At 73.6% G+C, this 23113-nt stretch carries 19 protein-coding genes; 8 read left to right on the top strand and 11 right to left on the bottom strand.

Annotated elements, in window-relative coordinates:
* Positions 1–4: 4 nt before the first annotated feature.
* From AC13HU_RS06055 to AC13HU_RS06045, 3 genes are all read right to left on the bottom strand, one after another.
* Positions 5–3973, bottom strand: a complete 3969-nt coding sequence (locus AC13HU_RS06055; RefSeq protein WP_483040696.1) for an ABC transporter ATP-binding protein — start codon at positions 3971–3973, stop codon at positions 5–7.
* Positions 3974–4134: 161 nt separating this feature from the next.
* Positions 4135–4416 (bottom strand): hypothetical protein, encoded by a 282-nt coding sequence (locus AC13HU_RS06050; protein ID WP_483040693.1) that lies wholly within the window; start codon positions 4414–4416, stop codon positions 4135–4137.
* Between the two features lie 1032 nt (positions 4417–5448).
* A complete protein-coding gene (locus AC13HU_RS06045) occupies positions 5449–6879 on the bottom strand; it encodes a dihydrolipoyl dehydrogenase family protein (RefSeq protein WP_483040692.1) in 1431 nt (476 codons plus the stop codon).
* Between the two features lie 362 nt (positions 6880–7241).
* On the opposite strand from AC13HU_RS06045, the gene AC13HU_RS06040 reads away from it, so the two are divergent.
* The 3 genes from AC13HU_RS06040 (at position 7242) to lnt (ending at position 10783) form a co-directional block, all read left to right on the top strand.
* Complete coding sequence (locus AC13HU_RS06040; RefSeq protein WP_483040691.1) at positions 7242–7838, top strand: histidine phosphatase family protein; 597 nt, start codon at positions 7242–7244, stop codon at positions 7836–7838.
* 136 nt (positions 7839–7974) lie between these two features.
* On the top strand, positions 7975–8520 hold the full coding sequence (locus AC13HU_RS06035; RefSeq protein WP_483040690.1) for a DoxX family protein: 546 nt from the start codon (positions 7975–7977) through the stop codon (positions 8518–8520).
* Between the two features lie 535 nt (positions 8521–9055).
* On the top strand, positions 9056–10783 hold the full coding sequence (lnt, locus tag AC13HU_RS06030; RefSeq protein WP_483040689.1) for an apolipoprotein N-acyltransferase: 1728 nt from the start codon (positions 9056–9058) through the stop codon (positions 10781–10783).
* Here lnt and AC13HU_RS06025 read toward each other — a convergent pair.
* On the bottom strand, positions 10761–11702 hold the full coding sequence (locus AC13HU_RS06025) for a Gfo/Idh/MocA family protein (protein WP_483040695.1): 942 nt from the start codon (positions 11700–11702) through the stop codon (positions 10761–10763). The genes lnt and AC13HU_RS06025 overlap by 23 nt on opposite strands.
* A 135-nt stretch (positions 11703–11837) precedes the next feature.
* Between AC13HU_RS06025 and AC13HU_RS06020 the strand changes: the two genes are divergently transcribed.
* Positions 11838–12254, top strand: a complete 417-nt coding sequence (locus tag AC13HU_RS06020; RefSeq protein ID WP_483040688.1) for a hypothetical protein — start codon at positions 11838–11840, stop codon at positions 12252–12254.
* A 28-nt stretch (positions 12255–12282) separates the two neighbouring features.
* Here the strand turns inward: AC13HU_RS06020 and ung are convergent, their stop codons facing one another.
* The 6 genes from ung to AC13HU_RS05990 all read right to left on the bottom strand — a co-directional run bounded on the left by ung (position 12283) and on the right by AC13HU_RS05990 (position 17209).
* A complete protein-coding gene (gene ung, locus AC13HU_RS06015; protein ID WP_483040694.1) occupies positions 12283–12957 on the bottom strand; it encodes a uracil-DNA glycosylase in 675 nt (224 codons plus the stop codon).
* Between the two features lie 122 nt (positions 12958–13079).
* Positions 13080–14045, bottom strand: coding sequence for an aldo/keto reductase (locus AC13HU_RS06010; RefSeq protein ID WP_483040687.1), 966 nt, complete (start codon positions 14043–14045; stop codon positions 13080–13082).
* A 111-nt stretch (positions 14046–14156) separates the two neighbouring features.
* Complete coding sequence (locus AC13HU_RS06005) at positions 14157–14918, bottom strand: SDR family oxidoreductase (protein WP_483040686.1); 762 nt, start codon at positions 14916–14918, stop codon at positions 14157–14159.
* Positions 14919–14955: 37 nt separating this feature from the next.
* Positions 14956–15717, bottom strand: a complete 762-nt coding sequence (gene fabG, locus AC13HU_RS06000; protein ID WP_483040685.1) for a 3-oxoacyl-ACP reductase FabG — start codon at positions 15715–15717, stop codon at positions 14956–14958.
* 293 nt (positions 15718–16010) lie between these two features.
* Entirely contained in the window at positions 16011–16394 is a 384-nt protein-coding gene (locus tag AC13HU_RS05995; RefSeq protein WP_328472549.1) for a DUF3037 domain-containing protein, read from the bottom strand.
* Positions 16391–17209 (bottom strand): HipA family kinase, encoded by an 819-nt coding sequence (locus AC13HU_RS05990; RefSeq protein ID WP_483040684.1) that lies wholly within the window; start codon positions 17207–17209, stop codon positions 16391–16393. The genes AC13HU_RS05995 and AC13HU_RS05990 overlap by 4 nt, the downstream gene beginning before the upstream one ends.
* Positions 17210–17241: 32 nt before the next feature.
* Here AC13HU_RS05990 and AC13HU_RS05985 point away from each other — a divergent pair, with 32 nt between their 5' ends.
* Both AC13HU_RS05985 and AC13HU_RS05980 read left to right on the top strand, forming a co-directional pair.
* Positions 17242–19407, top strand: a complete 2166-nt coding sequence (locus AC13HU_RS05985; RefSeq protein WP_483040683.1) for a S9 family peptidase — start codon at positions 17242–17244, stop codon at positions 19405–19407.
* Positions 19408–19485: 78 nt separating this feature from the next.
* Positions 19486–19980, top strand: coding sequence for a Rieske (2Fe-2S) protein (locus AC13HU_RS05980; protein ID WP_483040682.1), 495 nt, complete (start codon positions 19486–19488; stop codon positions 19978–19980).
* Positions 19981–20092: 112 nt separating this feature from the next.
* Here the strand turns inward: AC13HU_RS05980 and AC13HU_RS05975 are convergent, their stop codons facing one another.
* A complete protein-coding gene (locus tag AC13HU_RS05975; RefSeq protein WP_483040681.1) occupies positions 20093–21007 on the bottom strand; it encodes a LysR family transcriptional regulator in 915 nt (304 codons plus the stop codon).
* Positions 21008–21079: 72 nt separating this feature from the next.
* Between AC13HU_RS05975 and AC13HU_RS05970 the strand changes: the two genes are divergently transcribed.
* On the top strand, positions 21080–22180 hold the full coding sequence (locus AC13HU_RS05970; RefSeq protein ID WP_483040680.1) for a DMT family transporter: 1101 nt from the start codon (positions 21080–21082) through the stop codon (positions 22178–22180).
* Between the two features lie 70 nt (positions 22181–22250).
* On the top strand, positions 22251–23113 hold an 863-nt coding region (locus tag AC13HU_RS05965), incomplete at its 3' end, for a pyridoxal-phosphate dependent enzyme (protein WP_483040679.1).

Raw genomic sequence — 23113 nt, 5'->3', positions numbered from 1 at the left:
GGGCTCAGGGGCGCCCCAGCTGATCGACCGTCGCCGCCGCGCCGTGCTGCCGGAAGGCGTCCCACAACTTCCGGTACGTCCCGCCCGCGTCGAGCAACCCCGCGTGCGTACCGGTCTCCACGACGGTGCCGTGCTCCAGCACCACCACCCGGTCGGCCCGGGCGGCCGTGGTGAGCCGGTGCGCGACCACGAGAGTGGTGCGCCTGCGGGTGAGCGCGTCCGTGGCGGCCGCCACCCTGCTCTCGGTGGCGAGGTCGAGCGACGCGGTGGCCTCGTCGAGCAACAGCACGTCGGGGTCCACGAGTTCGGCCCGCGCCAGCGCGAGGAGCTGCCGCTGCCCGGCCGACAGGTTGCGGCCCCGCTCGCCGACCGGCTGGAGGTATCCCGCCTGGAGCGCGGCCACCATCTCGTGGGCGCCGACCGCCCGCGCCGCCGCCTCCACCTCGGCATCGGTGGCGTCGGGCCGGCCGTAGGCGATGGCGTCACGCACGGTGCCACTGAACAGGTGGGCCTCCTGCGGCACCACGCCGAGCCTGCCGCGGTATCCGGCCAGGTCCAGCGCGCGCAAGTCGTGGCCGTCGACCCGGACCGCACCGGTGGTGGGGTCGTAGAACCGGGCGATCAGCTTCATCACGGTGGACTTGCCCGCGCCGGTCGCACCGACCAGCGCGACCGTCTCGCCGGGTGCGATCCGCAAGCAGACGCCGTGCAGCACCTCCTGGCCACCGCCGCCCGCGTACCCGAAGGACACGTCGTCGAAGACCACCTCACCCTTCAACTGGTCTACGGCAAGCGGCTGTTCCGGAACGGGTGTGCCGGTGGGGGTGCGCATCAGGGTGCGCAGCCGGCCGAGTCCGACGGCGGCCTGCTGATAGCCGTCGAAGACCTGCGAGAACTGCTGGATCGGGGAGAAGAACAGGTCGACGTAGAGGAGGAAGGCAATCAGGGTGCCGGCGGTGAGGGTGCCGGAGCGAACCTGCCCGGCGCCGACCGCGAGCACGGCCGCGGTGGACAGGGTGCCGAGGAACTCCACGAACGGGAAGAACGTCGCCATGTAGCGCTGGGCGCGCAGCCGCGAGTCGCGGAAGGACCAGGCGAGCCTGGCGAAGTCCTCGGCGTTGCGGCTCTCACGGCGGAACGCCTGGGTGACGCGGATCGCGGTGACGTTCTCCTGGAGTGCGGCGTTGACGGCGCTGACCCGCTCCCGCGCCTCGTGGTAGGCGGGCACCGAGTGGTGCCGGAACACCGCGGTGCCGACCACCAGCAGCGGCAGCGCGCCGAGCAGCACCACGGCGAGCCCTGTGTCGATGACGAGGAGGGTGACCAGCACGCCGAACACCGTGAGCAGGCTGACCACCGCGGTGGTCAGGCCGGTCTGCAGGAAGTTGGACAGCGCGTCGACGTCGGTGGTCATCCGGGTCATGATCCGGCCGCCGAGTTCACGTTCGTAGTAGTCCAGGCCGAGCCGCTGGAGTTGGGCGAAGGTCTTGACCCGCAACGTGTAGAGAAGGCGCTCGCCGGTGCGGCCGGTGATGCGGATCTGGCCGACGCCGATCAGCCAGTCCGCCGCGACCACGGCCGCGGCGGCCGCGGCGGCTTCCAGCAGCACCCGGCCCGCGTGGTGCGCCACACCGTGGTCCACGCCCTGGCGGACCAGCACGGGCACGATGATCTGGGCGAGCGCGTCGAGGGCGACCAGCACCAGGCCCAGCAGTAGTGCCGACCGGAACGGCCGCAGCAGCGGGCGCAGCCCGAAGTGCGGGTCTGCGGCCCGAGTTCGCTCCGCGGGCACCTTCGGATCGGTCTCGCGCAGCGGCATCTTCGCCAGTCCGGCGAGGAGTTCGGGCGTGGGCGGGGCCGCGCCGAGCACTCCGCCGCCCGGTACTCGGCCGCGCCCGGCCATGGCCGAGGAGAGCGAGATCGCCTGCGCGGCCCGTAGCGCGGCGACTTCACCGACGGCCCAGGCATCCTCGGTGTCCGGGCGCCGCCACAGGTGCGCGGTGACGGCCGGCGCCTCGATCTCCGCGCCGGCGCGCACACCCGCCGCCTGCGCGGGTGATCCGGACGGGGCGGGCCGGCCGGACCGGTCGGACGGATCGGACCGGTCGGATACGGTGCCGCGCGGCTCGTCGGTGCCGACCCCGGCGACCGCGGAAGCGGCCGTGGCGGAAGCAGCGGCGACGGCCACCGGGTCCGGACCGTCGTCATCAGCGGCGGAGAGGGCCGCGGCACCCGCCGGCGTACCCAAGTCCCCTGCTCCGACGGCGGCTTCGGTCCCGACCCCCGCCCCCGGTTCGCGCTCCTCCGCCGGCTCGGGGGCATCGACGGTCGACAGCAGCGAGCGGAACAACGGTGAACGGGAACGAAGTTCGTCCATCGTGCCGGTGTCGACCACCCGGCCGCCCTCCAGCAGTGCGATGCGGTCGGCGAGTTCGAGGGTGGACCGGCGGTGGGCGATGATCAGCGTGGTGGGGCGGCGGACCGCCTCGTGCAGGGCCGCGTGGATCTCCGACTCGACGCGGGCGTCGATCGCGGAGGTCGCGTCGTCGAGCACGAGCACCGCCGGGTCGCACAGCAACGCACGTGCGAGCGCGACGCGCTGGCGCTGCCCGCCGGACAGCGTCAGGCCCTGCTCGCCGACGACCGTGTCGTACCCCTGCGGGAGACGTTCGATGAACTCGTCCGCGCACGCCACCCGCGCGGCGGCCCTGATCCGCTCCTCGCTCGCGCCGGGCTCACCGTAGGCGATGTTGTTGCGCACGGTGTCGGACAGCAGCAGGCTCTCCTCGAAGACGAACCCGATCCGGCCGCGCAGCGAGTCGAGCGTCAACTCCCTTACGTCGGCGCCGCCGACCCGGACCGCGCCGGCCGGGACGTCGTAGAAGCGCGGCAGCAGCGCGGCCGCGGTGGACTTGCCGGAGCCGGCCGGCCCGATCAGGGCGACCGTCTCGCCCGGCGCGATGTCGAGGCTGAAGCCGCGCAGCAGCGGCTGCCCCTCGCCGTAGCCGAAGGTGACGTCCTGCCAGGACAACGCGGGCGGCTCGTCCGGCAGTTCGCGGGCGCCGGGCGCGTCGGTGATCACGGGTGCCTCGTCGATGACTTCGAGGACGCGTTCGGTGCCGGCCCTGGCCTGCTGCCACACGGTGAGCAGGGTGGCGACCTGGCGGACCGGGGTGACGAACGAGCCGAGGTAGCTGGTGAAAGCGAGGAAGGTGCCCAGCGAGATCCGGCCGTGCAGCGCGAGATAGCCGCCGAAGGCGAGCACCGCGACCTGGCCGAGCGCGGGCACGGCCTGCAGGGCCGGGTTGTACCGGCTGTTGTAGCGCACGACCCGCAGCCGGGAGGAGAACAGCCGGCGGGCGCGCCGCTCCAGGCCGAGCAGTTCGCGTTCCTCCTGCCCGAAGCCCTTGACCACCCGCACCCCGGTGACGGTCGCCTCGACGCCGGAGGCGACCTCGGCAGCCTCCTGCTGGGCATGCCAGTTGGCGGGGAACAGGTCGCGGCGGCTGCGCAGCGCGATCAGCCACAGCAGCGGCCCGACGACGAGCGCGACCACGGTCAGCAGCGGGGAGAGCCACGCCATGAAGACCAGCGAGACCGCGAACATCAGGGCGTTGCTCGTCATGTTCGGCAGGAACTGGAGCAGCGTCTGGATGAGGGTGATGTCGGAGATGGAGCGGCTGACGATCTGGCCGGTGCGCAGGCTGTCCTGCTGGGCGCCGCCGAGCCGCAGCAGCGCCGCGAACGCGTCGTTGCGCAGGTCGTACTGGACGCCGAGCGACAGCCGTCCCGCGGTGTAGCGGCGGGTGAAGCCGCCGGCGAACCGGACCGCGCCGAGCCCGGCGAGCACCAGCGTCCACACGGTGAGCGACCCGGTACGGCCCGAGGCGACGTGGTCCACGACGTGCCGCAGCACCAGCGGCAGGGTCGCCGTGGCGATGGCGGCGGCGACGGCCGCGCCGAAGGCCAGCATGGCGTCCCGGCGGTGCCGCAGGCAGTACGAACCGAGCCGGCGCACCCAACCCGCGGCCGGCTCCGCCGATTCCCCGTCCGGCCCGCGTGACCCGCCTGACCTGGCCGCCCCTTCTGCCCCGCCTGGCCCCTCCGACGTGACCGTCTGCTCCGTACCGCCCGTCACCGGGCGTCCGCCGGCGCGATACCGAGGCGCCCGGCAGCGGCGTCCGTCACCTTCGGCAGGCCGTAGCGCTCGCGGTCGCCTCGCGGGACCCGGCGGTCGGCGAGGAGGGGTGCATCAGGTTCACCGGGTCCGGCGAACCGGGCGATGTTCCCGCGATGCGCGCGGGCAGCGCTGCCGGCGGCGGGGTCGTCCGGCAGCCGCCGAACCGCCTCGTGCCGCCCGACCGGCATCAGCAAGGCGTTGAGGTACGGCAGCGTGCAATCGGCTATGCGGAGCATGGGACTTCGTCTCCTCGTTCAGAAGTGCGGGTACGAAACGGTGCGGGTGCGGGTACCGGCCGGGTCCCGTTCTCAGGTCCGAACTCCGGCCCGAACCCGACCGGTGGACACCACGCGCGGCCGGCACAAGGCCGGGGGGACGCACGGTACTTCCGGAAGCAGCGGGCAGATCGGGCTCGCCGCGCGGGCAGTTCGCCGGCGCCGCGCACCGCGACCCGGCGCGTCCTCCATCGCCTGTACCCCGCCCACGAGTTCGGCGTCCCCGTCCACGTGGTGGGTGACCGGCAGCGCCGCCGGACCGTGCCGCCCGTACGGCTTCCCCGGCAGGCCGTACGTCCTGCCCCGGGTCGGCGCGTCCAGGGCACCGAACGGCTCTCCGGCGAGCCGGCGGGCGTTCGAGTCCGCGGCCCAAGGCGCCTAACCTCACCGCGCGTTGCCGCCCACCACCCGGTGACTCGTGCGGCCAGGACGGCTTCCGCCCGGCCGGTCCGGCCTCGGCCGGCGCGGTGGTGCCGCGTTCGCCGGCGCCGTGGCCGCGCACCGGCCGCGCCGTACGGACCCGGACCGCGCCGTATTGCCCGAACTCAACCCACCCGTAGGCCACTTCGGTGGTCCTGGCGATCACGCCGACATGCGTCGCTGTGACAGCGTCCTCCCTCGACCGGCCGTACGACCGCGTCGGAGACGAACCCGAAGATCCGTAGCCGACCGGCCCGACGACGATCACGCCCGGCTGGGCGTACTACCGGGCCTGGTTCATCATGTATCCCCAACCTTTGCGCGCGTTGATCTACCGGACCACGAACTCGGCCGGGCCGGGCCATGAGGAGCCCCCCGAACCGAGGCATCATGAGGCAGTCGGGCAGCACGCCGCGCCGCCCGGCGGAGGAACGGCCGCCGGCGCAGATCCGGGCGCTCGGCTCACCCGTGGACACCGCGGTGCACGCCGAGACCGACGGCCGCGCCGACACGCCCCCGCCGGCAGGTGGTCCCTCGCCCGGCAGGACAAGGCCCCCCGAGGGGCTGGGCGCCCTACCCCCGGTAGGTTTCGAGCAGGCGCAGCCACACCTCGCTGATGGTGGGGTAGGAGGGCACCGCGTGCCACAGCCGGGAGATGGGCACCTCGCCGACCACGGCGATCGTGGCGGAGTGCACCAGCTCGCTCACCCCGGGCCCGACGAAGGTGACCCCGAGCAGGACCTCGCGGTCGAGGTCGACCACCATGCGGGCCCGCCCCTTGTAGTCGTCGCCGTACAGGCTCGCCCCGGCGACCCGCGCGAGGTCGTAGTCGACGACGCGCACCCGCCGCCCGGAGCGCTCGGCCTCCTGGGCGGTCAGCCCGACCGAGCCGACCTCGGGGTCGGTGAAGACGACCTGCGGCACAGCGCCGTGGTCGGCGGTGGCGACGTCGGCGCCCCAGGGCGCGTCGTCCAGCGGCCGGCCCTGGGCGCGCGCGGCGATCGCCGCACCGGCCATCCGCCCCTGGTACTTGCCCTGGTGGGTGAGGAGCGCGCGGTGGTTGACGTCGCCCGCTGCGTAGAGCCAGCCGTCGGCGACATCGGTGACCTGGCAGGTGTCGTCGACCGTGAGCCAGTCGCCGGGTGTGAGCCCGACCGTGTCGAGCCCGAGGTCGGCGGTGTGCGGCTCGCGGCCGACCGCGAAGAGGATCTCGTCGGCGGTCAGCTCACCGCCGTCGTCCAGCCCGACCCGCACCTCGCGGCCCTCGCGCGCCACGGACGTCACGGACACCCCGAACCGCACCTCGGCCCCGGCCTCCCGCAGCCCGTCGGCGACCATCTCCCCGGCGAACGGCTCCATCCGGCCCAGCAGTTCGCCGCCGCGGACCAGGACGGTCACGCGCGCGCCGAGCGCCTGCCAGGCGGTCGCCATCTCGACGGCGACCACGCCGCCGCCGACCACCACCAGGCTCTCCGGCACCTGCTTGGCGCTGGTCGCCTCGCGGCTGGTCCAGGGCCGCACGTCGGTCAGCCCGGGCAGGTCGGGCAGCGCCGCGGTGGTGCCGGTGCACACCGCGACCGCGTGCCGTGCGGCCAGCCGCACCGTTCCGCCGTCCGGGGTGTCCACCACGACATGGCGGGGCCCGTCGAGCCGCCCGCGGCCGCGAACCAGGTCGACGCGCACCGAGTCCAGCCACTCCACCTGGCCGTCGTCCTTCCAGTGCGAGGCGAACTCGTCGCGGCGGGCCAGCACCTCGGCGGAGTCCAGCGGCCCGGCCACGGCGGCGGCCAGCCCCGGCAGCCGGCGCGCGTCGGCGCGGGCCGCCACCGGCCGCAGCAGCGCCTTGCTCGGCATGCACGCCCAGTACGAGCACTCGCCGCCGACGAGTTCGCTCTCCACGACAACCGTGCTGAGCCCGGCCGCCCGGGTCCGCTCAGCCAGGTTCTCCCCGACCGGGCCCGCTCCGATGACGACCACGTCGTACGTGCGGGATGCGTCGTTCATTCCGGCTCCTGTACTGGTCGCTGCCGCGCGTGCCCGCGCGTCCACGTGTGCCGATGGATGTGACGTGTGCCTTACGCCCGCTCGTCCACCCGTCCGTCTCCGCTCCACGGTGGCGCACGGCGCGCTGCGGGGCCCGGTGCCCCACCGCGCACCCCCGTACGCTGCTTCGATCCGACCGAGAACACGCCGTCGCCGCAACCGGAGCGGCCTGCTTCATCGTACTGACGGGACGTGAGGGGAAGGCTTTTTGAACCGCTTACGGTTCTGCTGACGGGGTGTACGACCGGCCCGCGCGGTGGTCGCGGCGAGCGGTCGGCATATGATCACAAACGGGCGCCGCGGGGCGCCACGGGAGGTGTCCGATGGGTGAGCTCGTCCTGATCCGGCACGGCGAGACCGAGTGGTCGCAGTCCGGTCAGCACACCAGCTACACCGACCTGCCGCTCACCGAGCACGGCGAGGAGCAGGCCCGGTCGCTGGCGCCGCTGCTCGCGTCCCGGCACATCTCCTGCGTGATCAGCAGCCCGATGCAGCGCGCGCAGCAGACCGCGAAGCTGGCCGGCCTCGACCATGTGCGGATCGACCCCGACCTGCACGAATGGGACTACGGCGGCTACGAGGGCATCACCACCCGCGACATCCACCGCACCCGCCCGGGCTGGGAGATCTGGACCGACGGCGTCGTCCCCGGGCCCGAGGGGCACCCCGGCGAGACCCCCGAGCAGATCGGTGACCGCGCCGACCGTGTGCTCGCCCGCGTCGAGGCGGCCTTCACCAACGGCGACGGCGGCGACGTCGTCCTCGTGGCGCACGCGCACTTCCTGCGGGTGCTCACCGCCCGGCGGCTCGGCCTGCCGCCCGCCGACGGCGCGCTCTTCCAGCTCGCCACCGGCACGGTGAGCCGGCTCGGCACGGAACACGGCCACCATGTGCTGACCGCCTGGAACCGCCTCCCGTAACGGCCCCGCCACGGCCTCACGTCCTCGGATTTCGCCCGGACAGACCGCCTTGCGCGGCGCGATGGCCTGTCACCCGCACACACTGGCCGGGTGGGCCCTTCCGACGGACGGGCCGAACGAACGAAAGGACGCGGCCATGGGATCGGCGTACCGCAAGGACATCGGACTGCTCGCTCTGCGTCTCGGCGCCGGGTCCGCGCTCTTCGCGCACGGCGCACAGAAGCTGTTCGGGTGGTTCGGCGGGGGCGGGCTCGCCGGCACCGCCGGCGCGATGGAGCACATGGGCTTCCGCCCGGGCAAACCGGCCGCCATCGCCGCGGGGCTCGGCGAGGCGGGCGGCGGCGCACTCCTCATGCTCGGCCTGGCCACCCCCGCGGCCGGCGCGGCCGCCGCCGGCGCGATGGCCGGCGCCGTCTCCGTGCACGCCCCGGCCGGCTTCTTCGCGATGTCCGGGGGCTTCGAGCACCCGGCACTCCTCGGCTGGACCGCCGCGTCCCTCGGCCTGTCCGGGCCCGGTCGCCTCTCCCTCGACCACGCCACCGGCCACTGCCTCGACCGCCCCTGGGTCATCGCCACGGCCTTCGGCGCCGCCGCCCTCGCCGCGGCCGCCGTCGTCACCACCCGCACCCGCGCCGTGGCCGGCGACGCCCGCGAAGCGGCTGCCGCCGAGGACGCCACCTAGTGCCGCGACCGGCAAGGTTTGCCCGGTAGCGAGGTGCCCTGGTGCTCCCCCTGGCTTCGCCGGGGGTGCCCCCACCCACCGAAGGTAGGGGAGGACGCGCGTGCCAGGACGGCGAGCGGGGCAAACCTTGCCGGGAGGGGCACTAGCTCCAGCCCACCCGGGTGCCCCATCCTGTCGTTTCAGGCACCACCCGCCGGTGGTGGGCTGGTCGCGCAGTTCCTCCCCCAGGGCTTCGCCCGGGAGGTGCCCCCGGCGCCCCTGCGCCTTGTACGGGTGCTTGCGCGAAGGGACGGCACCCCGGAGGAGCGCGTGGGGTCCCCCAGACGAGGCTCTGGGGGAGCACTGGGCGAGCAACCACCACTGCCAGGTGGTGAAGGCAGGACCGCAAGGGAAACCTTCTAAGGAGCGCGTGGGGGTCCCTCCCAGGCGAGGCTCTGGGGGAGCACTGCGCGAGCAACCCACCACCGCGAGGTGGTCCCTGAACCGACAGACCGGGGGCACCCGGGGGGGCAAGGGCCCAGAACAGGAGCACCGGATGACGCCAACGGCCCAGCCGGCCCCGCGTCCACGCGAACTCCGCCCCCTCCTGCGCCGCGCGCGGCGCACCCCATGGACGCGTTCGCTGATCGCCGCCGCCGCTGGCGCCCTCCCGGCGTTCGCGTTCCCCACCCCCTCCCTGTGGTGGTTCGCCTACGTCGCCCTCGTGCCCTGGCTCCTGCTGATCCGCTCGGCGCCGACCGGGCGCCGGGCGGCCCTGGACGGCTGGTTCGGCGGCGCCGGCTTCATGCTCGCGGTCCACAACTGGCTCCTGCCGAGCCTGACCGTCTTCCTCCCGGTCCTCGCCCTGCTGCTGGGCGCGTTGTGGGCGCCGTGGGGCTGGCTGGTCCGGCGGCTCCTCGGCGGCAGCGGCGACCGGGCCGGCCGCCCGCCCGGCCACCCGGCCGTCGGCGCCGCCCTGGCCCTCCTCCCGAGCGGCTGGCTGCTGATCGAACTGGTCCGCTCCTGGCAGTACCTCGGCGGCCCCTGGGGCCTGCTCGGCGCGAGCCAATGGCAGGTCACCCCGGCGCTGCGCCTCGCCTCGATCGGCGGGGTGTGGCTGGTCAGCTTCCTGGTCGTACTCGCCAACACGGCCGTCGCGGTGCTGTGCACGATGCCGTCCGCGCGCCGCACGGCCTCCGCGGCACTGCTCGCCGCGGCCGTTGCCGCCGGCACCGTATGGCTGTGGGCGCCGCGCCCGCACCGCACCGCACCGGTCCGGGTCGCCGTCGTGCAGCCCGGGATGATCGCCGGGCCGGCCGCCCGCTTCGCCCGCGAGGTCCACCTCACCCGGCAACTCGCCGGCACCCACCCCGACCTGGTGGTGTGGGGCGAGAGCAGCGTCACCGTCGACCTGTCGAACCACCCCGGCACCACCGCCACCCTCGCCGCGCTCTCCCGCCTGGTCGGCGCCGACCTGCTGGTCAACGTGGACGCCGAACGCGCCGACGGCACCGGCATCTCCAAGACCTCGGAGCTGGTCGGCCCGCACGGCGTGACCGGCCCGACGTACGACAAGATGCGGCTGGTGCCGTTCGGCGAGTACATCCCGATGCGCTCGCTGCTGGGCTGGGCCACCTCCGTGGGGAAGGCCGCCGGGCAGGACCGCAGGCCGGGCAGTCGGCAGGTGGTGATGGACACCGGGACCCTGCGGTTCGGGCCGCTGGTCTGCTTCGAGTCGGCGTTCCCCGACATGAGCCGTCACCTGGCGGCGGACGGCGCGCGGCTGCTGGTCGCCCAGTCGTCCACCTCGTCGTTCCAGGGCAGTTGGGCACCCGCGCAGCACGCCTCGCTCGCCGCGTTGCGGGCCGCCGAGACCTGGCGGCCGATGGTGCACGCCACCCTCACCGGGATCAGCGCGGTCTACGGCCCCGGCGGCACGCCCGTCGGGCACTGGATCGGCACGAGCAGCAGCACGTCAACGGTGTACGAGGTGCCGACCGCCACGGGCACGAGCCCTTACGTGCGGTTCGGCGACTGGGTGCCGCACCTGGCGCTGCTGCTGGTGCTGGCCGCCGCGGCGTACGAGGCGGTCCGCACGGTGCGCAACCGGGCCGCCGCGCCCGAAGCGGCCGGCGGGACGGGCGGACCGGAGGGGACGACCGGGGCCGGCACCGCGGACGGCGCCGGCACCAAGGACCCCACGGAACCGGCCGACCCGGCCAACCCGCCGACCGGCCCAACGGACCCGACGGAGCCCTCGCTCAACCGATACCCGCGCCCGTAGCGCCCACGAAGCCCGTGCCCGGCACGGCGCCGCCGGTGATCTCCGCGACGATGCGCTCGCACAGTTCGTGCGTGCGCAGCGCGTCGCGCGCGTCGAGCGGCGTACCGGCCCGGACGGCGTCGAGGAAGGCGAGCACGACCTGCTCGATGCCGCGCTGCCGGGCCACCGGCACCCAGTCGCCGCGGCGCCTGACGCTGGGCTGGCCCTTGTGGTCGATCACCTCGGCGAGGTTGAGCACCTGGCGGCGGGTGTCGGCGCCGCTGACATCCAGGCTCTCCTCGGTGGAACCGCTCATCCGGTTCATCGACCCGATCGCCGTGAAGCCGTCACCGGACAGGTGCACCACCAGGTGGTGCAGCAGCCCGTCGTGCACCCGGGCCGAGACCCGGACCTGCTCGACCGGGCCGGGCGCGAGGAAGCGCAGCGTGTCGGCGACGTGCACGAAGTCGTCGAAGACGACCGTGCGGGGGTCCTCGGCGAGCCCGACCCGGTTCTTCTGCATCAGGATCAGGTCGCGCGGGTGGCTGAGGCACTGCGCGTACCCGGGCGCGTAGCGGCGGTTGAAGCCGACCGCCAGCGGCACCCCGCGCGCCTCGGCGAGGTCCACCAGCCGGCGGGCGCCGTCCAGGTCGTAGGCGAGCGGCTTGTCGACGTACGCCGCGACGCCCGCCTCGATCAGGCGGGTGCCGATCTCCACGTGGTGGGCGGTGGGGGCGTGCACGAAGGCAGCGTCGAGGTCCTGGTCGAGCAGCGCGTCCAAGGTGGTGTGCCGGTGCGGCAGCCGGTAGGTGTCGCCGACCGCGGCCAAGGTGGCGGGGGTACGGGTGTGCAGGTGCAGTTCCAGGCCCGGTTGGGCGGCGAGCACCGGCAGGTACGCCTTCTGCGCGATGTCACCGAGCCCGATGACGCCGATCTTCAAGGGGGCGCTGCGCGCTGCCATGCGTGCTCCTGTGCGTGTGCGGGCCGTGCGGTGTCCCCGCAGCATACGGGGGGCCGAATGTTCACCCGTGCGGGGAATACCCAGACGGTGCCCAGGTGCGGCACAGTGGCGCGTGTGCGTGCCTCTTCCACTTTCCTGGCCCCGGTGTTCGCGATCTGCGCGATGTGCGCGCTCGCCGGGTGCACCACCGTCTCCGCTCCGCCGGCCGGGCCATCCGCGCCGCAGTCGTCGGCACCCGGGCGGCCCGAGCGGCCCGACGACGTGCGGGTGGCGCCGGCGCCTGCCCACCGGGTGCTGGCCACCGCGCGGCCGGACACCCCGGCGCCGGATACGCGGCACCACGATGCCCCGGCCGCGCGCGTACCGGCTCCCCCGCGTCCGGCGCCGCGGCACGCCGCCCCCCACATGCACGTGCCCGGCCGCCGGCCGCTCCCCGCCACGCCGGACCTGTGCGGGCTCGGCCAGGCGTACGGCGGCTGGGCGCCGGGCGGCCAGCCGTCCTCGATCTGCCGCGAGGTCTACCGCCCCTGACCGCCCAGACGGCCCGCGCCCGGTGCCGCTACGCCGATGCCAGGTTCGGGATGCGCCAGTCGATCGGCGCGTGACCCTGGGACTTCACCGCCTCGTCGATCTGCGTGAAGGGGTGGCTGCCGAGGAAGAGCTTCGCCGACAGCGGCGAGGGGTGGGCGCCCTCGATGACGGTGTGGCGGTCGGCGTCGATGAGCGGCTTCTTCTTCTTCGCGTAGTTGCCCCACAGGACGAACACGGCCGGGTCGGGGCGGTCCGAGACGGCCCGGATGACGGCATCGGTGAACTTCTCCCAGCCCTTGCCCTTGTGCGAGTTGGCCTCGCTCTCACGGACCGTCAGCACCGCGTTGAGCAGCAGCACGCCCTGCTCGGCCCAGGGCATCAGATAGCCGTTGTCCGGCACCGGGTAGCCGAACTCGTCCTTCAGCTCCTTGAAGATGTTCCGCAGCGAGGGCGGGGTCCGCACCCCGGGGAGCACCGAGAAGCACAGCCCGTGGCCCTGGCCCGCGCCGTGGTACGGGTCCTGGCCGAGCACCAGCACCTTCACCTTGTCGAACGGGGTGGCGTCCAGGGCGGCGAACACCTCTTCCCGCGGCGGGAAGACGTGGTGTTCCTGCCGCTCGGCCTCGACGAAGTCGGTGAGCTGCTGGAAGTAGGGCTTGTCCAACTCCTCACCAAGTACGGCCTGCCAGGAGTCGGGCAGCATGCTGGGCACGTCGGGAACCTCCGGTACGCGATCGGTTACTGGTTCCGAAACTACCGCGCCCCACTGACAATCCCGTTCTCGTCCGGTGCCCTCCCCCTGCCCGGCGCGCATCCGGCCGGCGGTCAGGCCGCGTCCAGCCGGGCCCGCAGCTCCGGATCGAGGTCGAGGTCCACCGCGCCCAGTGCCTCGTCGAGTTGGGCGACGCTGCTCACCCCGACCACCGGCACGATCGGCAGCCGGCCGCCCATCTGCCAGGCCAGCACGACCTGGTTGGGGGTGGCGCCGGCCTCGCGGGCCACCTCGCGCAACACCTCCAGCCGCCGTTGCGAGGTCGGGTGGTCGTATGGCTTGGGCAGCGACTTGTCCGCGCGGGTGTAGGCGCCGTGCATCAGCGGGCCGTACGCCATGAGCGTCATGTCGTCGTGGGCCGCGACGAAGTCCTGCATGTCGTCGCGGGCGTACCACTGGGCGCCCCACTCGCCGCCGGGCACCGGCCACAGGTAGGTGTGCCGCTGCTCGACGCAGGTGTAGCCGGGCAGGTCGTGCGCGGCCGCGTACTGCCGCGCCTCGGCGACGCGCCAGGCGGCGTGGTTGCTCGCGCCGATCAGCCGGGTGGCGCCGCTGCGGACGACCTCGGCGAAGGTCTCCACGGTCTCGGCGACCGGCACCCCGCGGTCCTCGATGTGGGCGTAGTACAGGTCGACGTGGTCGGTGCCCAGGCGGCGCAGGCTGCCCTCGATGCCGGCCCTGACCACCGTCGCGGAGAGCCCCTCCCACGCGTCGGGCCACACCTGCGTGCTGCCCTGCGGCGGCCGGGCGCCGACCTTGGTGGCCACCACGGTACGGTCCCGGGCGCCGCGGGAGCGCAGCCAGCGGCCGAGCAGCAGTTCGCTCTCGTCGCCGGTGCCGCCGGGCGCCCAGATCGAGTAGTTGTCGGCGGTGTCGACAAAGGTGCCGCCGGCCTCGGCGAAGCGGTCGAGCACCGCGAAGGAGGTCGGCTCGTCGACGGTGGAGCCGAACGGCAGGATGCCCAGGCACAGGTTGCTGACCTGGGGACCGCGGCCGCCGGCAAGGGTGCGGTAGCGCATGGGTGGTTCACTCCGTACAGAAGGAAGGTCCTCGGGGGCGGGCCCTGGAGAAGGCCGCCACCCGAGGACTGTGCACCTTGGAGTACGGACGAAGGCAAGCGCCTTCGACGGTCAGGCGCCGGCCTTGAGGAAGAGGCCGCCGTCGATCACCAGGTTCTGCCCGGTGATCCAGCCGGCCTGGTCCGACAGCAGGAACGCCGCCGCGCCGCCGATGTCCTCGGGCACGCCGAGCCGCTGCATCGGATACGCGGCGGCCGCCTCCTCCTCGCGGCCCTCGTACAGCGCCGCGGCGAACTTCGTCTTCACCACCGCCGGGGCGATCGAGTTGACCCGCACCTTGGGGGCCATCTCGGCGGCGAGTTGCACGGTGAGATTGACCATGGCGGCCTTGCTCATGCCGTAGGCGGCGATGAACGGGGAGGGCGCCAGGCCCGCGATGGAGGTGATGTTGACGATCGAGCCGCCGTTCTCCTGCTGCCACGCCCGCCAGGTCTGCTGCGCGAAGCCGAGCGCGGACAGCACGTTGGTCTCGTAGACCTTGCGGGCGACGCCGAGGTCGAGGTCGGTGAGCAGGCCGAAGACCGGGTTGGTGCCCGCGTTGTTGACGAGGTGGTCGATCCGGCCGAACACCTCCATCACGCGGCCGACGGCGGCCTCCTGGTGCGCCTCGTCGTGCGCCTTGCCGGCCACGCCGATCACCCGGTCACCGCCGCCCAGGCTCTCCACGGCCTCCTGGAGCGCGTCCTCGTTGCGGCCGGTGATGCAGACGCGGTCGCCGCGGGCGACGAGCGCCTGGGCTATCCCGTAGCCGATGCCGCGGCTGGCGCCCGTGACGATCGCGGCGCGGCCGCTCTCCGGGGGGAGCTGAGTCATGTGCTGGTACGCCTTCGCTACTGGTGGGGTGCGCTGGTCAGTCGAGGGGTCCGCCGGCGATGTACAGCACCTGGCCGGAGACGAAGCCGGCCGCTTCGCCGGTGAAGAAGGCGATGGCGCCCGCGACGTCCTCGGGGCGGCCGACCCGCTGCACCGGGATCTGGGTGGCGGCCGCGGCCTGGAACTCCTCGAAGCCCATACCGACCCGGGCGGCGGTCGCGGCGGTCATGTCGGTGACGATGAAGCCGGGGGCGACCGCGTTCGCGGTGATGCCGAACTTGCCGAGTTCGATCGCAAGGGTCTTGGTGAAGCCCTGCATGCCCGCCTTGGCGGCGGAGTAGTTGGCCTGGCCGCGGTTGCCCAGCGCCGAGGACGAGGAGAGGTTCACCACGCGGCCGAACTTCGCGTCCACCATGTGCTTCTGCACCGCTCGGGTCATCAGGAACGCGCCGCGCAGGTGCACGTTGAGCACGGTGTCCCAGTCCGCGGCGGACATCTTGAAGAGCAGGTTGTCGCGGAGCACGCCGGCGTTGTTCACCAGGATCGTGGGCGCGCCGAGTTCTTCGGCCACCCGGGCGACGGCCGCTTCGACCTGGGCCTCGTCCGAGACGTCCGCGCCGACCGCGAGCGCCCGGCCGCCCGCACCCGTGATCGACTCCACGGTCTCCTTGCAGGCGCCCTCGTCCAGGTCGATCACGGCGACGGCCCGGCCCTCGGCGGCCAGTCGCACCGCGGTCGCTGCTCCGATACCGCGGGCGCCGCCCGTCACGATCGCGACGCGCTGCTCGGTGGTGGACATCTTCGTCTCCTCAGCCTCGGCCCGATGACACGCCCGCCCCGACATGAGCGACCGCTTAGTAGGTCCCGCCCCGAACCGTAGGAGGGGCGCATGACGCTGTCAACAGGACCCCCCGGACACCTCCGTCCCGCCGGTCCCGGGACCACCTGCCGGTGGGGGTTGCTCGCGCAGTCGCCCAGGGGCACGGGGAACTGCGCTCCCCCAGAGCTCCGCCTGGGAGGCACCCCCGGCCACCGCGAACCGCAAGGTCCCGCAACCACGCGGACGAGGCACCCCGGGGGTCAGGGGCACCCCTATCGCACCAGGAGGTCGAGGAGGCGGTCGGCCTCCTTGCGGGCGTCGGGCGTGAGCCCGGTGTGAATCGGCCCGGGCTGGACAATCGTGCTGCGCGGCGCCGTGAGCCACCGGAACCGCCGGCCGGGGTCGTCCCCGGCCGCCTGCCCGGCGGAATCGCCCCCCTCGCAGATCCCCTGGTACCCGCGGAGCGCCGCCGCGACCCCGTCCACATCGACCTCGGGATCGAGGCAGCGCAACCGCGCGACATCGAGGTGCACCCGCGCCCCGACGTAGGACTGCGCCCGGCAGTACACCAGCACCCCGGCGTTGATCAGCTCGCCGCGCTCGATCCGCGGCATCACCCGCACCAGTGCGTACTCGAAGACGTCCCGCCCGCTCATTCCGCGTTCTTCCCCTCGACCCAGGTGCGCAGCCACTCCGGCGGCGGTTGCTTCGCCTGGATGCGGCTGGTGGTAATGCGTTCGTGGACGTCGACGGCGCGGGCGCCCAGCAGTTCGCGGTACGCGGCGCGTACGTCGTCGGGCGAGTCGAAGCCGGGCTCGCCGAGCAGCCACTCGTCGGGCACCAGGCCGGTCACCTCGGTGAGCAGCGACTCGGTCACCTGGGCGGCCAACTCGGGTGCGACCGCGGCGGGTTCGGGCGAGAAGCGGGAAAGGGCGTGGTCGGTCGCGTCGTACGGCTTGGCGGACGCGGCCGGCGCCGACTTCCAGTTGTGGTGCCAGATGAGCGAGGCACCGTGGTCGATCAGCCACACATTCCGGTGCCAGACCAGCATGTTAGGATTACGCCACGATCGGTCGACGTTGGCGATGAGCGCGTCGAACCAGACGATGCGGCTGGCCTCTTCGGGTTCCATGGTGAACACCAGAGGATCGAAGCCGAGCGATCCGGGCAGGAAATCCATTCCGAGGTTGAGACCGCCGCTCGCCTTGAGCAGGTCCTGGATCTCCTCGTCGGGCTCCCCGAGTCCGATCACCGGATCGAAGTCGAACCGCACCAACTCGGGCACCCGCAGCCCCAGTCGCCGGCCGAGTTCGCCCGCGATCACCTCGGCGACCAGCGCCTTGCGCCCCTGGGCCGCACCGCTGAACTTCACGACGTAGGTACCGAGGTCGTCCGCCTCGACCACGCCCGGCACGGAACCGCCCTCACGCAACGGCGTGACGTAGCGGATCCCGGTCACTTCTCTCAACATTCCCCCAGGCTAGCGGTGGGAAGACTGCCGTTATGGACAAGATCACCGATCATCGCGACTTCCCGGGCCAGTTCGCCCGCACCCAACGCTTCTCCCTGGGCGTCCCACGGAGTTTCACCCTCTCCCCCGACGGCTCGTCGGTGCTGTACGTGCGCACCCGGGGCCCCGAGGACCGCGTCGGCTGCCTGTGGCGGCTGGACGCCGACGGCGAGCACCTGCTCGCCGACCCGGCCGCGCTGGCGGACCCGGCCGGTGAGGTGCCGCAGGCCGAACTGATCCGGCGCGAGCGGGCCCGCGAGCGCGCCACCGGGATCGTCGGCTACGCGACCGACGCGGCCGTGCGCCTCCTGGTGTTCGCGCTCGACGGCGCGCTGTGGACCGCCGACCCGGCCGGCGTCCGACCGCCACGTCGGCTCGCCACCGCAGGACCCGTGGTGGACCCGCGGCCCGACCCGGCCGGCCGCCGCATCGCCTACGTCACCGGCGGCGCGCTGCACGTCCTGGACGTGGACGGCGGCGCGGACCGGACGCTCGCCGAGCCGGAGAGCGGCGAGGTGACGTACGGGCTGGCCGAGCACGTGGCGGCCGAGTCGATGCACCGGCACCGCGGCTACTGGTGGTCGCCCGACGGCAGCCGGCTGCTGGTCGCCCGGGTGGATATCTCGCCGGTGGCACGCTGGTGGATCGCCGACCAGGTCGACCCGGCGCACCGGCCGCGCGAGATGGCCTACCCGGCGGCCGGCACCGCGAACACCGACGTGTCCCTGCACATCCTGGACGCGGATGGCGCGGGCAGCACAGATCGCGCAGATGGCGCGGATGGCGCGGATGGCGCCCACAGCCGCAGCGGCGGCGGCCGCACGGAGATCGGTTGGGACCGTACCGCGTACGAGTACCTGACGGCCGCCGGCTGGGACCCGCACGGCCCGCTGCTGAGCGTGCAGAGCCGCGACCAGAAGACCGTACGGGTGCTGGCCGCCGATCCGGTGACCGGCGCGACCCGGCTGCTGCACGAGCAACGCGACCCGGCGTGGGTGCAGTTGGTGTCCGGCACTCCGGTGCGGACCGCGTCCGGCGCCCTGGTGCACACCTCCGACGTGGGCGGCACCCGCTTCCTGACGGTCGGCGGCGAACCGGTCAGCCCGGAGGGCGTGCAGATCCGCGAAGTGCTGTCCGTGGACGGCGAGTCGGTGCTGTTCACGGCCTGCGGCGAACCGACCGAGGAACACCTGTGGGCCTACCACCCGGACGGTGGCGCGGCGCCGCTCAGCGAGGGCCCCGGGATGCACACCGGGCAGCGGGCCGGCGGCTCGCTGCTGCTGTCGTCGCTGACCGAGCACGGCCATGACATCCGGCTGCTGCGGGCCGGCGGCGATCTGCGGGTGCCGTCCCTCGGGGCCACTCCGGTGGTGACCCCGCGGGTGACCTGGCTGCGGGCCGGCGAGCACGACATCCGTACCGCGCTGTTGCTGCCCTCCTGGCACCGGCCCGGCTCGGGTCCGCTGCCCGTGCTGCTCGCGCCGTACGGCGGCCCGGCGCTCCGGCTGGTGGTGCGGGCGGCGACCTGGCCGCTGGCCGAGGCGCAGTGGTTCGCCGAGGAGGGCTTCGCGGTGGTGGTCGCCGACGGGCGCGGCACCCCGGGGCGCGGTCCGCAGTGGGAGAAGACCGTCCACAAGGACACCTTGCGCGCGCCCGTCGAGGACCAGGTGACCGCGCTGCACGCGGCCGCCGCGCACTGCCCCGACCTCGACCTGGGCCGGGTGGCGATCCGCGGCTGGAGCTTCGGAGGCGCCCTGGCGGCCATGGCGGTGCTGCGCCGCCCGGACGTGTTCCACGCGGCGATCAGCGGCGCGGCGCCCAGCGACCAGCGGCTGTACGACACGCACTGGCGCGAGCGGTTCCTCGGTCACCCCGACGAGGACCCGGACGCGTACGACCGCTCCTCGCCGATCGGGTCGGCGGCCGCGCTGGAGCGGCCGCTGCTGCTGGTGCACGGACTTGCCGACGACAACGTGGTGGCCGCGCACACGCTGTGGCTGTCGGCTGCACTGCTGGCCGCGGGCCGCTACCACCAGGTGCTCCCGCTGTCGCACGCGACGCACGGACCGAGCGATCCCGTGATGGTGGAGGGGCTGCTGCGACACCAGTTGAGATTCCTCCGCGATGCGTTGAACGCCGCACCGCAACCGTCCGTATGAACGGGTACGCGTGACAGCACGCTGCCGGCCGGCGAGGGCCCCGCCGTCCGGTCCGACCCACGAACAGGATGCAACCTCATGGCAGAAAGCTCCGGAATCCCCGAGTCACCGACCCGCCGCGGCGTTGTCGCGGCGGCCGGTGGCGTGGGCCTCGCCGCCGTTCTGACCGCCTGCGGTTCCGGCTCCTCCCACTCCTCCGACGACGCCGGCAGCGGCCCGTCCGCCTCGCAGGCACCGACCGGGGCCGCCGGCTCCGGCACCCCGGCCGCCGGGGGCGGGGGAGGCGGCACCGCGCTCGCCAAGACCTCGGAGATACCGGTCGGCGGCGGCAAGATCTTCGCCGACCGGAAGGTCGTGGTCACCCAGCCGAGCAGCGGGCAGTTCAAGGGCTTCTCGGCGGTGTGCACGCACCAGGGCTGCACGGTCGCGAAGGTCTCCGACGGCCTGATCATGTGCCCGTGCCACGGCAGCGCCTTCCACATGGCGGACGGCTCGGTGGCCAAGGGCCCGGCCACGACGGCGCTCCCCGCGAAGAACGTCACCGTGTCGGGCGACGAGGTCACGCTCGCCTGATCCCCGCACGCCGATCCGGGTTCGCTGGCCGCCCCGAACCCGGATCGGCGCCTTCTGCCCCTCCTTCTCACCCTTCGCGCCCCTTCTCCCCCGCCCGCCGGGTACGCCGTGGTCAGGCGGCGGGCGCCTGGTAGGCGTTCGCGGACGCCCGCAGCGCGTCGACGGCGGCGCGGATCGCCGGGCGGCGGTCGGCGTCCTCGCGCCAGACCGCGTAGACATGGCGCCGCATGGTGTGGCGCACCGGCGTGATGCGGACGCCGGGCGGCATCGGGTCGCGGCCCAGCCGCGGCATCACGGCGACGCCGAGCCCGGCCGCGACCAGCGCGAGCACGGTGGCGTGCTCCTCGGCGTGGTGGGCGACGCGTGGCTCGATGCCCTTGCCGCGCAACGTGAACAGTAGCCACTCGTGGCAGAAGCCGCCGTCCGGCCAGGCGATCCAGTCGTCGTCGGCGAGTTCGTCCAGCTCGATCTCGGCACGGCCCTCCAGCCGGTGGCCCGGCGGCAGCACGGCGTCGACGATGTCGTCGAAGAGCGGGGCCTTGGCGAGGCCGCCGGGCAGCGACAGCGGCTTGTTGTACCAGTCGAGCACGACCGCGAGGTCGATGTCGCCGCGGCCGAGCCGGGCCAGCGACTCCTGCGGCTCCAACTCGTGGACGACCGTGCGCAGTTGCGGGTGCGCGGCGCGCAGGTCGCCGAGCGCGGCGGGGAACAGTCCGCGCACCGCGGTCGGGAACGCCCCGGCGCGCAGTTCTCCGACCGCGGCGCCGCGGTGCGCCTCCAGGTCGGCGTGGGCGAGTTCGACCAAGGACAGTATCCGCTCGGCGTGCCCGGACAGCAGGCGCCCGGCGTCGGTGAGCCGCACGCCCCGGCCGTTCTTGCCGAGGAGCGGCTGGCCGGTCTCCCGTTCCAGCTTCGCCATCTGCTGCGACACCGCGGAGGTCGTCACGTTCAGCACCTCGGCGGCGGCGCTCACCGAGCCGTACGTGTCGATGGCGTGCAGGATGCGGAGCCGTTCGAGTGACAACATGTAAGCGATTCTACGTCGTCTGTGCAGAAAATCTCGCTTGTTCTACGACGTCGAAGCCGTCATCGTGGACCCATGAAGACTTCCGCCAGCCGCGGCACGGCCGTTGAGTCGCCCGTCGAGCCGCCCGTTCAGGTGTCCGCCGCAGCCGTCGGCCCGCGTACGGTCGCGGGCGCGGCTTCGTCCGTCACGGCCGTCACGGCCGTCACGGCCGTCTCGGCTGCCGCGCCCGTCGTGCCTGCCGCGCCCGCCGCGGTGCCTGCCTCCGGTTCGCCGTCGCCGGGGCTGCGGCGGCTGCTGGACTGGCGGGTCCGCTTCACCGCGCTGGGCCTGGTGTGGGGCTTCAGCTTCCTTTTCATGAAGGTGGGGAACGAAGCGTTCGCGCCGCTGCAAGTCACCCTCGGCCGGATGGTCTTCGGCACCGCGGTCCTGGCCATCGCGGTCGCGGTGAAGCGAGAGCGGTTGCCGCGCGGCCGCCGCGCCTGGCTGCATCTGTTCGTCGCCGCCTTCCTGCTGAACTCACTGCCGTTCACGCTGTTCGCGACCGCCGAGCAGACCATCCCGTCGATGCTCGCGGGGATATGCAACGCGGCCACCCCGCTGTTCTCGATGCTGGTCTCGCTGGTGGCGCTGTCGGAGGACCGGCCGTCGCGGCAGCGGTTCGCCGGGGTCGGTCTCGGCTTCGCCGGCGTGCTGACCGTGCTCGGCGCATGGCAGGGCTTCTCCGGCCAGGACCCCAAAGGCACGATGATGGCGCTGGCCGCGGCGATCAGCTACGCGGTGGGCTGGGCCTATGTGCGGCGCACCCTGAGCGGCAGCGGCAGTTCCAACCTGGCGATGTCCGCGAGCCAGTTGATGCTGGGCACCCTGCAACTCCTTGTCGTCACACCGTTCTTCACCTCGATGCCGTCGTCGTATCCGGCGAAGTCGGTGCTGTCGGTGCTGGCGCTGGGCGCGTTGGGCACGGGGGTCGCGTTCCTGGTCCAGTACGGACTGGTGGCGGAGAAGGGCCCGACCATCGGGTCGATGGTCACGTACCTGATACCGATCGTCGCCACCGCCGCAGGGGTGCTGCTCCTCGGCGAGTCGCTGAGCTGGAACGAACCGGTGGGGGCCGCGGTGATCCTGGTCGGCGCGGCACTCACCCAGCGGCGGCCGAAGAACGCCCGGGCGTAGCGTGTCGGTGCGGCGCGGCATGCCGCGACCGGTGCCCGCGCCACCTCCCACTACCGCTACGGAGCGCCACGTGCACGAGATCAGTTACGGAGACGTCAAGGCCGCCGCCGACCGGGTGGCCGGCCGGGTCCGGCCCGTCACCGTCGTCCCGCCGACGGACGGCCCGCAGGACCCGCAGGTCTGGTTCGCCCTCGAATACATGCAGTACACCGGCTCCTTCAAGGCCCGCGGCGCGCAGAACTTCATCGCCGCGCACCGCGAGGCGGGCACCCTGCCCGCGGCCGGTGTCTGCATCGCCAGCGGTGGCAACGCCGGGCTGGCGTGCGCCTGGGCGGCCCAGCAGCAGGGGCTGCCCGCCACCGTGTTCCTGCCGCGGACCGCGCCGGCGCTCAAGGTCGCCCGGCTGAGTGGTTACGGCGCGCAGGTGCGGCTGGTCGGCACGCAGTACGCGGAAGCCCTGGAGGCGTGCGAGCAGTTCGCCGCGGAGTCCGGGGCGCTGGCCGCGCACGCGTACGCGGACCCGTATGTCAGTGCCGGCGCGGGCACCTTGATGGAGGAGATCCATGCGCTGATACCGGACCTGGACACCGTGGTGGTCTCGGTGGGCGGCGGCGGGCTGTTCGCGGGCGTCGCGGCGTCCGCGCGGCAGCACGGAGTGCGGACCGTCGCCGTCGAGCCGGAGAACTGCCGGTCGCTGAACGCCGCGTTGCAGGCCGGACGGTTGGTCGACGTGGGCGTGGACTCCGTCGCCTCCGACGCGCTGGGCGCGCGCCGCGCCTGGCAGGGGGCGCTGGCCGCGGTGCGGCAGGACAACGCGTTGTCGGTGCTGGTCGGCGAGGAACAGATCGTCGCCGCCCGCCGGTTGCTCTGGGACGAGCGCCGGATCGTGGTCGAGCACGCCGCGGCCACGGCGCTCGCCGCGCTCCTCCCCAC

It is taken from the genome of Streptomyces sp. NH27, assembly GCF_056859195.1.
The sequence above is the reverse complement of the archived record's forward strand: the minus strand, read 5'-3'. Positions and strand labels throughout refer to the sequence as shown.